Origin of the sequence: Sphingomonas colocasiae (assembly GCF_019880585.1) — a bacterium.
Classification (GTDB): domain Bacteria; phylum Pseudomonadota; class Alphaproteobacteria; order Sphingomonadales; family Sphingomonadaceae; genus Sphingobium_A; species Sphingobium_A colocasiae.
Map to the genome: position 1 here is coordinate 315823 of NZ_JAINVV010000003.1, position 13278 is coordinate 329100.

The window sequence follows — 13278 nt, forward strand, 5'->3', positions numbered from 1 at the left end:
CTCGGCATGGTGCACGAGATTCCGGCTTTCGCCGGAATGACGTGGGGAGGCACTCACCCCTTTTTCGGGATCTCCAGGCCACGCTGCACCGCCGGGCGCGCGAGGCCGCGTTCGAGCCAGGCAGGCACATTCTTGAGCGCCGCGTAATCGACCAGTTCGCCCGCTTCATAGAAACCGATCAGGTTGCGCACCCAACCCAGCGTGGTGACGTCCGCGATCGTGTACTCATCGCCCATGATCCAGGGACGATCCTTGAGACGATCTTCAAGCACACCAAGCAACCGCTTGGACTCATTCACATATCTCTCAAGCGGGCGTTTGTCCCCGATCGCGCGGCCCGCGAATTTGTGAAAGAAGCCGACCTGGCCGAAGATGGGGCCGATCGCGGCGTTCTGGAAAAACACCCATTGGATCGTCTCGTAGCGGCCGGCCGGATCGGCCGGGATCAGCCGGCCGGTCTTCTCGGCCAGATAGACCAGGATCGCGCCGGATTCGAACAGCGCCAGCGGCTTGCCGCCCGGCCCGTCCGGATCGATGATCGCGGGGATCTTGCCATTGGGGTTGAGCGACAGGAATTCGGGCGTCCAGCTTTCGTTGGCGCCGATATCGACCAGATGCGGCTCATAAGGCAATTCGAGTTCCTCAAGCGCGATCGACACCTTCACGCCATTGGGCGTGTTGAGCGAATAGAGCTGGATCCGGTCCGGATGGCTGGCCGGCCAGCGGGTCGTGATCGGGAACTGCGACAGGTCTGACATCGGGCATTGCCTCCGGCGGGGAACGGTGACCGAGAGATAGGATTAACCCGGCACATCGCCAAGCATCAGGCCGCGATGCAGAGATATTTGAGTTCCTGATACTCCTCCAGCCCCTGTCGCCCCCCTTCCCGCCCCAGGCCCGACTGCTTGATCCCGCCGAACGGCGCGACCTCGGTCGAGATCAGGCCGGTGTTGATGCCGACCATGCCGGTCTCGATCGCCTCCGCCACGCGCCAGGCGCGCGCGAGATCGGATGTGTAGAGATAACCGGCCAGGCCGAAGATGCTGTCATTGGCGAGCGCGATCGCCTGATCCTCGGTTTCGAAGCGAATAACGGCGGCGAGCGGCCCGAAGGTCTCCTCATGGTTCACCAGCATGTCGGCGCGCACCTGCGTCAGCAGGGTCGGCTCATAACCACCGTCGAACGCACCACGACGCCCTCCCACGACCAGTTCGGCGCCCTTCGCCAGCGCGTCCGCCACATGGGCTTCGACCTTCGCGACCGCCGATGCATCGATCAGCGGCCCGATATCGCTCGCCGGGTCCAGACCATGGCCCAGGCGCAACCCGCGGATGCGCGCGGCGAACCGATCGACGAACGCGTCGTGAATGCCCGACTGGACATGGAAGCGATTGGTGCAGACGCAAGTCTGCCCGGCATTGCGGAATTTGGACAACATCGCACCCTCCACCGCCGCGTCGAGATCGGCATCGTCGAAGACCAGGAACGGCGCGTTGCCGCCCAGTTCGAGCGAGAGCTTCTTCACCGTCTCGGCGGATTGGCGCATCAGCAGCCGTCCGGTCGCGGTCGAGCCGGTAAAGCTGAGCTTGCGCACCACGGGGCTGGTTGTGAGCACGCTGCCGATCGCCGGCGCATCGCCGGTCACGATGTTGAACACGCCCGGCGGCACCCCCGCCTCCTCGCCAAGCGTGGCGAGCGCCAGCGCGGACAATGGCGTCTGTTCGGCGGGTTTGAGTATGATCGTGCAGCCCGCCGCCAGTGCGGGCGCCACCTTGCGCGTGACCATGGCGGAGGGGAAATTCCATGGCGTGATCGCCCCGACCACGCCGATCGGCTGCCTGAGCACCAGCAATCGCCGGTCAGCGGCGTGCGCCGGGATCACCTCGCCATGGGCGCGCCTGGCCTCCTCGGCGAACCATTCGAGGAAGGCCGTCGCGTGAAGAATCTCCGCCCGCGCCTCGCGCAGCGGCTTGCCCTGCTCGCGCGTCAGGAGCGTCGCGAGCGCCTCCTGCTCCTCCAGCATCAGATCGTGCCAGCGGCGCAGGATGCGGGCGCGCTCGCCCGCCGTCCGCGCCGCCCAATCCGGGCCGGCCCGGTGCGCGGCGTCGATCGCGCGGTGCGTTTCCCCCGCCCCCATCCATGGCACCCGCGCGATCGTTTCGCCGGTCGCCGGATCGTCGACCGCGATCGTCCCGCCATCATCGGCGGGCACCCATCGGCCATCGATGAAGCCCAGGGGCTTCAGCAATTCCCGCCCCATCGGACTCTCCTCGCCCCCTGCCGTCAGAAGCGCTTGCGGATGCTCAGCGAGAATTGCCGCCCGCGATTGAGCACCAGTTCGGTGAGCCCGAGATTGGCGTCATCGGAAAAGGCGCTGTCGATATAGCGCTTGTCGCCGATATTCTGGACGCGGCCGATGATCGTGACGCCCGCCGCCTTGTTCTCCAGCGCGATGCCGACATCGAACAGGCTGAAACCGGGCTGATAGGCCTGGGGCGAATTGATCGCATTGTTGTGGACGCCGCCGCGATAGGCATAGTCGAAGCGCGGCGTCAGCGCCCAGTCGCCACCCATCCGGAATTCATAGGCGATCGCGCCGCTCAGCGACCATTTCGGCGCCTTGATCAGCTTGTCGGTCACCGTCACCTGTGCGCCCGGCGCGGTTTCCAGATATTTGGCGTCGAGCCAGCCGAGCCCGCCTTCGAACGTCAGGCCATCGACGGGCACCGCGACCGCCTCGAGCTCAGCGCCCCAGATCCGGGCTTCTGCGGCATTCAGGATGATCGGCGCGACGCTGACATTCTGAACGGTGATCTGCACATTCTGGTAGGATGTGCGGAACAGCGCCCCGTTCAGGCGCAGCCGGCGATCGAACAGATCGGATTTGAAGCCGCCTTCGATCACCTTCACCGTCTCCGGCTCGAACGAAGGGATCACATCGGCCGGATTCTGACCGGGCGCGGGAAAGATCGGCGGAAACACGCTCTGGGTGAAGCCGCCCGACTTGAAGCCCTCCGAATAGGTCACATAAGCGAGCAGTTCGGGGCTGAAGCGATAGGAAAGGTTTGCCATCGGCGTCCATTTCTCGAACCGCCGCGTCGCCTCCACATTGGGCAGGATCAGCGTTCCCGGCGGGAACGGCAACACGGTGGACAGGATCGGCTGACGCGGCAGGAAACGCTTGGTATCGCGCGTGTAGCGGATGCCCAGGGTGAGATCGAGCGCGGGCACGATCGCGTATGTGCCCTGCGCGAAGGCGGCGAGGCTGTCATTGTCATTGTCGCCGCCGGAATTGAAATCGGCGACCGGGAAGGTCACGCGCTGCTGATCGTTCGCCTTTTCCTTGAAATAATAGCCGCCGACGACCCAGTCGAGCCGGTCGTCGAATAACTTGCCGAGCAGCTGGATCTCCTGGCTGAACTGCCACTGGATGTAGCTGGTGACGACGCTCGCGACGTCGACGGGCGAGTGATCCTGGTCGAGGCTGAAGCGCGACTTGAGATCGCGATAGGCGGTGATCGACTTGAGTTCGACGCCGCCGAGATCGATCGTCACGACGCCTGAAACGCCCCAAAGGTCGAGATTGGAATAGGCCGGCAGGTCGCTGTAATCGCGGTTGCGCCCCGGCGAGATCCAGTGCGGTCCGAAGCAGGCGGCAAGCGCGGGCGGATTGTTGAGTGGATCCGCCCCCACCGCGCAGGTGCCGGCATTCAGCACGAGATTGGAGAAGCTCGGGAAAGCGGCGCCGGGCACCGCGTCGGTCAACACATAGGCGGCGCCGTTGGTGCGCTCACGCGTGCCGTCGAATGCCAGATCGACCGTCACCGCGTCCGCGGGCTGCCAGCGGAGCGCCAGCCGGCCCGAAAGCCGGTTCTTGTCGCCGGTATGATGGCCATCGGGGCGGCGGACATAGCCGTCCTGCATTTCGTAGCTGACGCTGGCCTTGGCGAACAGATTGGCAGCGAGCGGCACGTTGATGGTGCCGCGCGAGACGACATGATTGTCGGTGCCGTAGAGCAGCGAGGCCTCGCCACGCAGCCGGTCGTCCGGCTTGGCGGTGGTGATGCTGATCGCGCCGCCGATCGTGTTGCGGCCGAACAATGTGCCCTGCGGCCCGCGCAACACCTCGATCCGCTCGACATCGAGCAGGTCGACGAGCCCGCCGACCGAACGCGCCACATAGACGCCGTCGATATAGAGACCGACGCCGAGATCGACGGTCGGCACCGAATTGGCCTGACCGACGCCGCGGATGAACATGGTTGCGGCCGCCGAACTGCCCGCGATCGGCGATGTGGTGTCGAAGATCAGATTGGGGGTCAGCTGCGCGATGCCCGAAACCTGCTGGACCTGCCGCGCCTCCAGCCCCTGCTCGGTGAAGGCGGAGATCGAGATCGGCGTATCCTGCAGGCTCTCGACGCGCTTGCGCGCGGTGACCACGATCTCCTCGATGCCGCTTTCGATCGTGTCGTCGGCGGCCTGGGCATTTGCCGGGCAAGCGCCCGCGACCAATGACAGCGCCAGGATGGGAAGCGCCGCGCTCCGCGACAGGCTGGCGCGGTGCCGCGTCGTGCGGCCGGTCCTGCCGATATCCCTTTTCATGATTCGCCCCTCCCTATTTTTAGAACATAGGTAAGATAGCTTTGTTACAACGGTAGTCAACAGAGATGAATTGGGATGGAGCGCGGCGGGGCGACGGGGTTTCGGGTGGGTTGCGTGCGGAGTTGGATTAACCCTGCCTGTCATTCCCGCGAACGCGGGAATCCAGGAGATGTCGATCATAGAGCCCTACGACACTGGATTCCCGCATGCGCGGGAATGACAATGTGGGGGGTGACGGGGCGGAACGAACCGGGAGACGCGGCGCTGCGCCCGCCGTCAGATCTCGCCTTCGGCCATGGTCAGATGGCGCAGCAGCGACAGCGCCTGATCGGTGCTGGCGACGAGTTCTGGCATGATCGTGCCGATCGCGTCGAACTGCTCGCGGCTGAGGCTGCCGAAATGGACGTTGTTCACCTGCTGCTGGATGCTGGTGAGCCGCGCCAGCCGGTCGCGGCCAGCCTCCGATATCTCCAGCTTCACCTTGCGCGCATCGACCTTGTCGCGCGCCTTCTTCACCAGCCCCTGGGCGACCAGCTTGTTGACCTCGGTCGTGACGAAGGTGCCGCTGAGGCTCAAATGATCGGCGATCGTCTTCACATTGACGTCGCCGCTTTTCTGCAGATGCCCGATCGAGATCAGGATCGTATATTGCGGCCCGGCGACGCCGATCAGCCGGGCATAGCCGTCACGGATGGCGTTGAGCCGTGAACTGAACGCCAGCGAGGCATGGACGAGCGCGCGGAAGCGATCGTCGCTGCCGTCGTCAAGCAGTTCGGGACGCGTGACCGTCAGCAGGGACTCCTCCGCCCCACCCTTGCGCGCCGACCGCTTAGCCACCATCCCGACCGCCCATTCCTTCGTCGTCTGCGAACGCCTCTCGCGCCAGCTTCATAGTCTCGATCGCCGCCGGAATGCCACAATAAGCGGCAACCTGCAGTATGATTTCCGCGATCTCCTCGCGCGAGCAGCCATTGCGCAAGGCGCCGCGCAGATGCAGCGCGGTTTCGTGGGGCCGGTTGAGCGCGCTCAACATCGCGATGTTCACGAGACTCCGCGTGCGCCGGTCGATCGCCTCGCCCGTCCAGACGGTGCCCCAGCAGAATTCGGTGATCAGGTGCTGAAGCGGATCGAAGAGCGTATCGGCTGCCGCGAGCATGCTGTCGACATAGGCGTCACCCAGCACGGCGCGGCGCACCGCCATGCCGGCCGCATGCCGATCGGGGTCGTTCACGCCCTCTCCGCCACGAGCGATCCCGTCAGATCGTAACCGTCGAGCAATCCGTCGACGAGGCGCCCCGCCCCGGCCCAGTCATAGGTGCGGAAGCTGTGTCCGCGCGTCACGAACTGCGCGCCGGCATAGAACATCTCATACTGACCGTGACGGCCCGCGAATTCGGATCCCAGCGCATCCCAGGCAAGCTTCAGGAACTTCACCCGGTCGCGCGGCGAGCCGGCCGGCGACTGCTGGAGCAGATCGTGGATAGTCGCGATCTCCGGATTGCCATAGTCGCGCGCCGACGATGGCAGCATGATCAGCGATCCGCCGGCCAGTTCGCGCACCGTGTTGACGAACCCGGCATAAAGCTCCTGCGTGAACACCTGCGCGGCATAAACGAGATGCCGGTTGGGCATATAGGCGGTGCCGTGCATCTCGCCCGATGCCTCCATGCCCTGGACCAAGGCCTCGACCACCGCCGCGTCGGACGCGAGCTTGCCGAGCATGGTCTGGACGGGCGGCATCTGGATGGTGCCGATCGTCTCCGCGATGCGGCGCGCGATCCCGGCCAGGAAACGCAGCTTCACCATCAGGCGGATCTGCGCCTGATAATTCTGCGCGACATGGCCGGCGGTCTCGTGGAATTGCGCGCGCGCCATCGCGACGTTGCGGTTCACGAAGACGCGTTCCCACGGCACCTTCACATCGTCGAAATAGACGACCGCGTCATTCTCGTCGAAACGGGCGGCCAGCGGATTGTCGAACAGGCTGACCGCGCTCGCCTCGAACGATTTGCGCGAGACGATCTTGAGCCCCTTCGCATTCATCGGCAGCGCGAAGGAGACCGCATAATCCTCCTCGCCGGGGCGCAACGGCTGGAGATTGGCGACGAACACCTCGTTGGCGACGATCGTGCTCGTGCCCAGCATCTTGGCGCCGCGCACGGTGATGCCTTCGCCATCCTCGTCGACGACGCGCATGATCACGTCGTCGGCGACCTGTTCCGATGTCGAAAGCCCGCGATTCACCTGGGGATTGATGATGACATAGGTCAGGAACAGATCGTTATCGCGCGCATATTCGAAATAATCGGCGAGATTGCGCGCGCCGCCCTCGTCATAGGCCTGCAGCCGTGCGAGCCCCGCATATTGGCCGGCCAATGCGGACGCGACATGATCGGGCGAGCGGCCGAGAAAACCGCCATGAAGCTCCGCCCAGCGCGTCAGCGCCCGGCGGCGGACCACCATCTCTTCATAATTGCCGGGCAATTGCCAGGATCGCCCCACCCGCCGCCCCGAACTCGGCGAAGCGAAGGTCATCGCTTCCAGATTGGCGGGATCGGCCTGATAATCGTAGAGCGCCGCCGCCGAACGCACGATGTTGCGGAAGGCGGGGTGAACGGTGACGTCCTCCACGCGCTGGCCGTCGAGATAGACCGCGCGACCGTCCCTCAGGCTTTCGATATGGTCCGCCCCGGTCTTTACGCCCCTGTTCATATGCTCTCCTGGAAAATCCTGATGTGTGTGATGGCGGTCAGGCCGATGCCGGCGCGGAAAGCGCGCCATAGCCGCCACCGAAAAAGATCAGCGGATGCGCATCGGCGCGGTATCCGCAACTGACGAGCCGGCCCACGAACAGCGTGTGCGTGCCCGCCCGATGCTCCGCCTCGGTTTCGAGGATCATCCATGCCAGCGCGTCGGACAGCAGCCCGACGCCGCAGCGCTCCTCGAACGCCGGCAGATAGCCGTCGACCGGCCGACCAGCGAAATGGTTGGAGACATGGCGGTGCCCCTCCGCCAGCACGCTGACACCGAACCGCCGCGCCGCGACCAGCCGGTCGTGCATCCGGCAGTTGCGGGACAGCGAGACCAGGCCGAGCGCGGGCTCCAGCGAGACCGAGGTGAAGGAATTGGCGGTCATGCCATGAACAGCATCGCCCGCGCCGCACGTCACCACGGTGACGCCACTGGCGAAACGGCCGAACATCGCGCGCAGGAAATGCTGATCGGGCAGCGCGGCCCCCCGCTCCATCGACTCGACCATGGTCCGCTCCTCAATGATTTTAAACTTTGTATAATATCTTTGTTACAAAGTAAATATCATTCCTCAATGTGCCGCACCGCTGAAATCGGCGGGAATGCGGCATGCGGCGACGCGCGGCATGCGCGTGGGCGCGGGCGTGTTGCGGCTGCGCCCGACGAACCGGGCGACGCCGGCGGAGATCACCGCCCCGATCGCGGCGGGATCGCCGTTCGCGAGCGCGCCGAGCGCGGTGTCGCTGGTCGCCCCCAATGGCGCATCGAGGATCAGCAGATCGGCCGCGCGGCCGGGCCTGAGATAACCGCAATCGAGCCCATAGACATCGGCGACATTGCCGGTCGCCGCCGCGATGAACCATTCGGGCGGCATGTCGGTCAGCGCCGCCAGATTCATGATCGTGTACATCATGCCCAGCGGCATCACCCCGGTGCCCGTGGGCGTGTCGGTCGCGATCAGGAAGCGCGCGAACGCGTCATGCGTTTTCACCGTCTGCGCGCAGAGGATGGCGGTGCGCAGGTTGCCCGCGGTGCAGACCTGGAGCGCGATGTCGCTTTCCAGCGTCAGCCGCTCATATTCGGCATCGGGCAGCGCGACCGGGCCGCCATTGACGTGGAAGGAGACATGCGGGCGCATCGCCAGCAGATGATCGGCGCGGATCGGCGAGGATCCGGGGATTGAGGCGCCGCCGGTATGGACAGTGGTGATCATCCCCGCCTCGCGCGCCCAGCCCACCATCGGCGCATAGTCGAACGGCGTCGCGAAACCGCCGAAACCCGCCTTGGCGAGCCAGACGCCCCTGGCGCGCAGCTCGATAAAATCCTCGCGCGTCAGGCCGGGTTCCAGGATCACCGATCCGGCATGGACACGCATGCCGCCGGGCCGATAGGTTTCGAAGCATTTGAAGGCGGCGACGGCGAGCGCCTTGACGCCTTCGGGATCCTTCGGCCGCCCCGGCACATGAACCTCGCTCGCCGAAATGCTCGTCGTCGTGCCGCCGTGCAGATAACTTTCGAGGAAACCGACGGTCTTCTGGCGCGGCGTATAATCGCCGAAGGTGTTGTGAACCTGGCTGTCGATGAAGCCGGGGCAGACGGTGCCGCCCATCGCATCGACCACAAGATCGGCCGCCTCGATCTCGGCCGCCGTGGCGGTGCCGACCCGCGCGATCCGGTCGCCCTCGGTCAGGATCGTGTCGCCCTTAGCGAAGGGATCGCGCCAGCATCCCGTCACGATCATGCCGATATTGACGATGGCGATGCGCACGGCCGCCGCCGTCCCGCTCACCTCAGCCCGTCCCGGCCCTCGGCCTCGTCGCGCGAAATGCCGCCGACGCGGTGATTGAGCCGGCCACGGCTGGCAAAGCAGCAGATGATCGCCATTTCGTCGGGACGCGGCGCCGAATGCAGCGTGACCGTCATCGCATCATAATGCGAGCGCACGAACAGCGCGTCCTTGTAGGCCAGCGGAATATCGATCGCACTGCCCATGCCGCCAACCTTGGTGGCCGAGGATATCCAGGCGGTGCCGCCGCCCACCGCCTGGCGCAGCACGTCGCCATAGACGGTGGTCAGCATGGCGACGCCATGTTCCTGCTCGCCCGCGACGCCGACAATCGCACCCTTGCCATAGCTTTCGACGGGCAACCCGCCCATCAGCGAGACGCCGATCGCGGCGATCTCCGCCCCAACTGCGGTGCTCGCCGCGATCAGATCGGACAGATCCTCCTGATAGGGGCGGCCCGCGAACGGGTTCTTGACGACGGCAGCGACGGCGACCTTGCGCAGCGGCGCATCTGCCCTGCGGCCGGCCTCGAAACGCGCTTCATCGATGAAGCTGAGAATTCTGACGACGTCCATGTGAATCACCCCTTTCAACCGGTCTCCCTGCTTATTTAGCTCTGTTACAAAGCTAGTCAATAAACCTTTCTTGAAACCTGAAACCAAACGCGATCGCGCAGCCGCTGACGCGATCCCGAAAGAGAGTGGGCCATGACCGGCCGTTACGGGTGATTCCGGTTGCGCGGCCCCGGGGCGGATGCGCCATGTGCCCGCCATTCAGGCATCACGGTCGGAGGGGCGCATGCAGGTCGCGCGGCTAGGCTATCTTGGTATCGGCACCAACAGGCTCGACGCATGGCGGTCGCTCGCGACCGACATATTGGGCGCGGAGATCGAGGAGCGCACCGAACGGGGAGCCCCAGCGCTCGCGCTCCGGCTCGACACGCATCCCTATCGCTATCTGTTGATCGAGAGCGCGCAGGACGCTCCGCCCTTCGCGGGCTGGGAAGTCGACGATGCCGCGACATTCGACGCGCTCGCCGAACGGCTGCGCGCGGCCGGCGCCGATCCGCAACCAGCCGACGCCACCGAATGCGCGGCGCGGGGCGTCGCCGGGCTGCTGCGCTTCCGCGATCCGGACGGCTATCCCAACGAACTCTACCATGGCGCGATCGCGCGAGCCGAACCGGAGCTACCGCATGGCGGCTTCGTCACCGGCGAACTCGGCATCGGCCATGTCATGCGCCACTGCGCGCATTACCCGGAGGCCGTCGCCTTCTATCGCGACGTGCTGGGCCTGCGCACATCGGACAAGATCGTGTGGGACGGCGCCGACGCCACCTTCATGCGCTGCAATCCCCGCCATCACAGCCTGGCCTTGATCAACGAATGCCTGGGCATGGCATCGGGCGACACCAACCATATCATGTTCGAAATGCGGGCGCTGGAGGATGTGGTGGCCGCGTACGACCGCGTCCTCGCGCGCGGCGATCCGCTGATCATGACATTGGGCCGCCACAGCAATTGCCGGACCATATCCTTCTATTTCGTCGGCCCGTCCGGCTTCGGCATCGAGATCGGCCATGGCAGCACGCTGGTCGAGGACGAAGCCGGATGGGAGGTCCGCCAATACGACACCACGAAGATCTGGGGGCATTTGCTGCCCCATGAACGCCTGAAGGAGCTGATTTGATGGAGACCACCGCAACGATCGACCGCCCCGGCCGCATCGTCGACATGCCCGCCGGAAACGCGATCGAGCGCAGCCGGCCCGAAAGCCGCTATCTCGATGCCGGCGGCATCCTGACCCATTATGTCGAGATGGGCGAAGGCATGCCCACCATCCTGATCCATGGCGGCGGTGCGGGCGCGGACTGCTGGGGCAATTGGCGGATATCGATGCCGCTGTTCGCCGAACGCTGCCGTGCGATCGCGATCGACCTGGTCGGCTTCGGGCGCAGCGACGTGCCCGATCCCGCGCGCTTCGCCTATTCGCAGGACGACCGCGACCGCCAGCTTGCCGAATTCATCGTCGCTCTGGACGCCGGCCCGGTGAACCTGGCCGGCAATTCCACCGGCGGCCTCACCTCGATCGGCGCGGCGCAACTGGTGCCCGAACTGGTCAACAAGGTGATCCTGATGGGCAGCGCGGGAATCGAGACCGGCATCATCACCCCGCTCAAGGCGCTGACCGAATATGATTTCACCGAACAGGGCATCAGGCGGATCATCGGCTCGCTCGCAAACCCCGCTTTCACCGTCAGCGACGATCTCGTCGAATATCGCCATCGCCTGTCGGTCGATCGGGAAACGCGCAAGGGCTATTCCGCGTTCATGGGCTGGATCGGCTCGCAAGGCGGCCTGCACCGGCCGGAGGAATTCATCGCGGCGCTGAAGCATCAGACGCTGGTCTTCCACGGCAAGGACGACGCGGTCGTGCCGGTGGAAAGCGCCTATCGGCTGCTCGAACTGATCGAGAACAGCGCGGGCTATATCATGCCGCATTGCGGACATTGGGCCATGATGGAATATCCCGAAGCCTTCGCGCGCCACTCGCTGCGGTTCCTGTTCGACGATTGATCCCATCTGCCGGTTCCCGGACCGGCCGCCTTCCGCTATCGGACAGCGATCACCGGACCGGGAACCGCGAGCGACACATGGACATGCCCCTCCCAGACACCGCCGAGGCGCTGCGCGCCCGGCTGACCGAACAGGGCGTCGCCCTGCCCCTGGAAGATGCCGAAGCGGTGTGGAGAGACTGGCAGGTGATCCTGACGTTCCGCGACGCGATGCGCGCGGACGAAGCGGCGGCGCCCCGGCCATGACGGACAAGGTCGAAGCCGCGATCGCGCGGTTGCCCGAAGCGGCGGCCAATGGCTGGCTCGCCCGTGCGATCGAGCCGGTGAACCCCGGAACCGTCACCGGACCGCTTGCCGGACTGCCCTGGTTCTCCAAGGATCTGTTCGCCGTCCGGGGCATGACGACGGTGGCGGCATCGAAGGCGCTGGCCGACGATCCGCCGGCCGAGCGTGACTCCTTCGCGGTCGCACGGCTGCGCGGTGCCGGCGGCGTGCTGATCGGCAGCACCAATATGGATTCACTCGCCTATGGCTTCGTGTCGCGAACCGAGCTTTACGGCACCGCGCGCAATCCGCGCGATCCGAGCCGGTTGTGCGGCGGATCATCGGGCGGATCGGCAGCGGTGGTCGCGGCGGGCATCGTGCCCTTCGCGCTCGGCACCGACACCAGCGGTTCCATCCGCGTGCCCGCCGCGCTCTGCGGCGTCATCGGCGTCAAGCCGAGCCTGGGGCGGCTGAGCAAATCGGGCGTTCAGACGCTTTCGCCCAGCCTGGACCATGTCGGCTTCTTCGCCGACACGCTCGATCGCGCACGCCAGGTCTATGATGTACTCGACGCCGCCGACCCGGACGATGCCGACCAGCGCCAGTTCGCTGAGAGTGATCCGGCGGCGCCGTGCAAGGTTGGCCTGCTCGGCGGCCATTTCTCAAACGCGATGGAGCCGGCGGTCGCCGAAGCGATCGGCGAAGCAGCACGCGCATTTGGCGCGGAGACCATCGAAGCGCCACTCAGCACGCGCGCACGCGCGGCCGCCTATACCATCGTCGCGGCGGAAGCGGCGCGGACGCATGCCGAACGGTTGCGCACCCGCCGCCATCTGTTCGACACCGCGATCCGCGACCGGCTGACCGCCGCCCTGCTGATCCCGGACGCGTGGATCGAAGAAGCACGCGCGGTCGGCACCGCTTACAGCGCCGAGTTCGATGCGCTGTTCGAACGCTTCGACATGCTGGTCGCACCCACCGTGCCCTGCCTGGCGCCGCCGGCCGAAGATGCCTTGGCGATGCTGCCGGGCACCAATATCCCGCTGCGCGCGGCACTCGGCCTCTACACCCAGCCGATCTCGCTGCTGGGCCTGCCGGTGATCACGGTGCCGCTGGCGACTTCGGCCGGCTTGCCGACCGGCATCCAGTTGATCGGGCCGATGGGCAGCGAAGCGCGGCTGTTCGCCGCCGCCGCGCGATTGATCGAAGGATGCCGGATCGCGGCAGACGCTGCCGGAACCCGTTAGCGCCGCCACGAACCGTCACGCTAGACCCTTGGATATCGCCAAGGAGCAGCGTG

13 protein-coding genes are annotated in these 13278 nt (G+C 65.7%); 4 read left to right on the top strand and 9 right to left on the bottom strand.

Annotated features, from left to right (window positions below; all coding sequences use genetic code 11):
* Window positions 1–53: 53 nt before the first annotated feature.
* The 9 genes from K7G82_RS05130 to K7G82_RS05170 all read right to left on the bottom strand — a co-directional run bounded on the left by K7G82_RS05130 (window position 54) and on the right by K7G82_RS05170 (window position 9714).
* Window positions 54–758, bottom strand: a complete 705-nt coding sequence (locus tag K7G82_RS05130) for a glutathione S-transferase N-terminal domain-containing protein (RefSeq protein WP_222988761.1) — start codon at window positions 756–758, stop codon at window positions 54–56.
* A 65-nt stretch (window positions 759–823) separates the two neighbouring features.
* A complete protein-coding gene (locus K7G82_RS05135) occupies window positions 824–2260 on the bottom strand; it encodes an NAD-dependent succinate-semialdehyde dehydrogenase (protein WP_222988762.1) in 1437 nt (478 codons plus the stop codon).
* Window positions 2261–2283: 23 nt separating this feature from the next.
* Window positions 2284–4602, bottom strand: coding sequence for a TonB-dependent receptor (locus K7G82_RS05140; protein ID WP_222988763.1), 2319 nt, complete (start codon window positions 4600–4602; stop codon window positions 2284–2286).
* A 276-nt stretch (window positions 4603–4878) separates the two neighbouring features.
* Window positions 4879–5439, bottom strand: coding sequence for a MarR family winged helix-turn-helix transcriptional regulator (locus tag K7G82_RS05145; RefSeq protein ID WP_222988764.1), 561 nt, complete (start codon window positions 5437–5439; stop codon window positions 4879–4881).
* The gene (locus K7G82_RS05150) at window positions 5432–5833 is read right to left on the bottom strand and encodes a carboxymuconolactone decarboxylase family protein (RefSeq protein WP_222988765.1); all 402 of its coding nucleotides are present in this window, start codon (window positions 5831–5833) and stop codon (window positions 5432–5434) included. Before K7G82_RS05150 ends, K7G82_RS05145 begins: the two co-directional genes overlap by 8 nt.
* Window positions 5830–7314 carry a 4-hydroxyphenylacetate 3-hydroxylase family protein gene (locus K7G82_RS05155; protein ID WP_222988766.1) on the bottom strand — a complete coding sequence of 495 codons (1485 nt, stop codon included), beginning with the start codon at window positions 7312–7314 and terminating at the stop codon, window positions 5830–5832. Before K7G82_RS05155 ends, K7G82_RS05150 begins: the two co-directional genes overlap by 4 nt.
* 37 nt (window positions 7315–7351) lie before the next feature.
* Window positions 7352–7861, bottom strand: coding sequence for a flavin reductase family protein (locus K7G82_RS05160; protein ID WP_222988767.1), 510 nt, complete (start codon window positions 7859–7861; stop codon window positions 7352–7354).
* A gap of 63 nt (window positions 7862–7924) precedes the next feature.
* Window positions 7925–9142 carry an amidohydrolase family protein gene (locus K7G82_RS05165; protein WP_222988768.1) on the bottom strand — a complete coding sequence of 406 codons (1218 nt, stop codon included), beginning with the start codon at window positions 9140–9142 and terminating at the stop codon, window positions 7925–7927.
* Window positions 9139–9714 carry an amino acid synthesis family protein gene (locus tag K7G82_RS05170; RefSeq protein ID WP_222988769.1) on the bottom strand — a complete coding sequence of 192 codons (576 nt, stop codon included), beginning with the start codon at window positions 9712–9714 and terminating at the stop codon, window positions 9139–9141. The genes K7G82_RS05165 and K7G82_RS05170 overlap by 4 nt, the downstream gene beginning before the upstream one ends.
* Window positions 9715–9937: 223 nt before the next feature.
* Here K7G82_RS05170 and K7G82_RS05175 point away from each other — a divergent pair, with 223 nt between their 5' ends.
* The 4 genes from K7G82_RS05175 to K7G82_RS05190 all read left to right on the top strand — a co-directional run bounded on the left by K7G82_RS05175 (window position 9938) and on the right by K7G82_RS05190 (window position 13225).
* Complete coding sequence (locus K7G82_RS05175; RefSeq protein ID WP_222988770.1) at window positions 9938–10828, top strand: VOC family protein; 891 nt, start codon at window positions 9938–9940, stop codon at window positions 10826–10828.
* Entirely contained in the window at window positions 10828–11715 is an 888-nt protein-coding gene (locus K7G82_RS05180; protein WP_246623281.1) for an alpha/beta fold hydrolase, read from the top strand. Before K7G82_RS05175 ends, K7G82_RS05180 begins: the two co-directional genes overlap by 1 nt.
* Before the next feature lie 77 nt (window positions 11716–11792).
* Window positions 11793–11960 carry a hypothetical protein gene (locus K7G82_RS05185; RefSeq protein WP_222988771.1) on the top strand — a complete coding sequence of 56 codons (168 nt, stop codon included), beginning with the start codon at window positions 11793–11795 and terminating at the stop codon, window positions 11958–11960.
* Window positions 11957–13225: an amidase family protein gene (locus K7G82_RS05190; RefSeq protein WP_222988772.1), complete on the top strand. Its 1269-nt coding sequence runs from the start codon at window positions 11957–11959 to the stop codon at window positions 13223–13225. Before K7G82_RS05185 ends, K7G82_RS05190 begins: the two co-directional genes overlap by 4 nt.
* Window positions 13226–13278 lie beyond the last annotated feature (53 nt).

What these genes read in the sequence shown, in the direction of transcription:
- K7G82_RS05170 (WP_222988769.1), bottom strand. Translation starts at nt 9,714, where the DNA reads ATGGACGTCGTCAGAATTCTCAGCTTCATCGATGAAGCGCGTTTCGAG.
- K7G82_RS05155 (WP_222988766.1), bottom strand. Translation starts at nt 7,314, where the DNA reads ATGAACAGGGGCGTAAAGACCGGGGCGGACCATATCGAAAGCCTGAGG.
- K7G82_RS05130 (WP_222988761.1), bottom strand. Translation starts at nt 758, where the DNA reads ATGTCAGACCTGTCGCAGTTCCCGATCACGACCCGCTGGCCGGCCAGC.
- K7G82_RS05185 (WP_222988771.1), top strand. Translation starts at nt 11,793, where the DNA reads ATGGACATGCCCCTCCCAGACACCGCCGAGGCGCTGCGCGCCCGGCTG.
- K7G82_RS05160 (WP_222988767.1), bottom strand. Translation starts at nt 7,861, where the DNA reads ATGGTCGAGTCGATGGAGCGGGGGGCCGCGCTGCCCGATCAGCATTTC.
- K7G82_RS05135 (WP_222988762.1), bottom strand. Translation starts at nt 2,260, where the DNA reads ATGGGGCGGGAATTGCTGAAGCCCCTGGGCTTCATCGATGGCCGATGG.
- K7G82_RS05175 (WP_222988770.1), top strand. Translation starts at nt 9,938, where the DNA reads ATGCAGGTCGCGCGGCTAGGCTATCTTGGTATCGGCACCAACAGGCTC.
- K7G82_RS05140 (WP_222988763.1), bottom strand. Translation starts at nt 4,602, where the DNA reads ATGAAAAGGGATATCGGCAGGACCGGCCGCACGACGCGGCACCGCGCC.
- K7G82_RS05190 (WP_222988772.1), top strand. Translation starts at nt 11,957, where the DNA reads ATGACGGACAAGGTCGAAGCCGCGATCGCGCGGTTGCCCGAAGCGGCG.
- K7G82_RS05180 (WP_246623281.1), top strand. Translation starts at nt 10,828, where the DNA reads ATGGAGACCACCGCAACGATCGACCGCCCCGGCCGCATCGTCGACATG.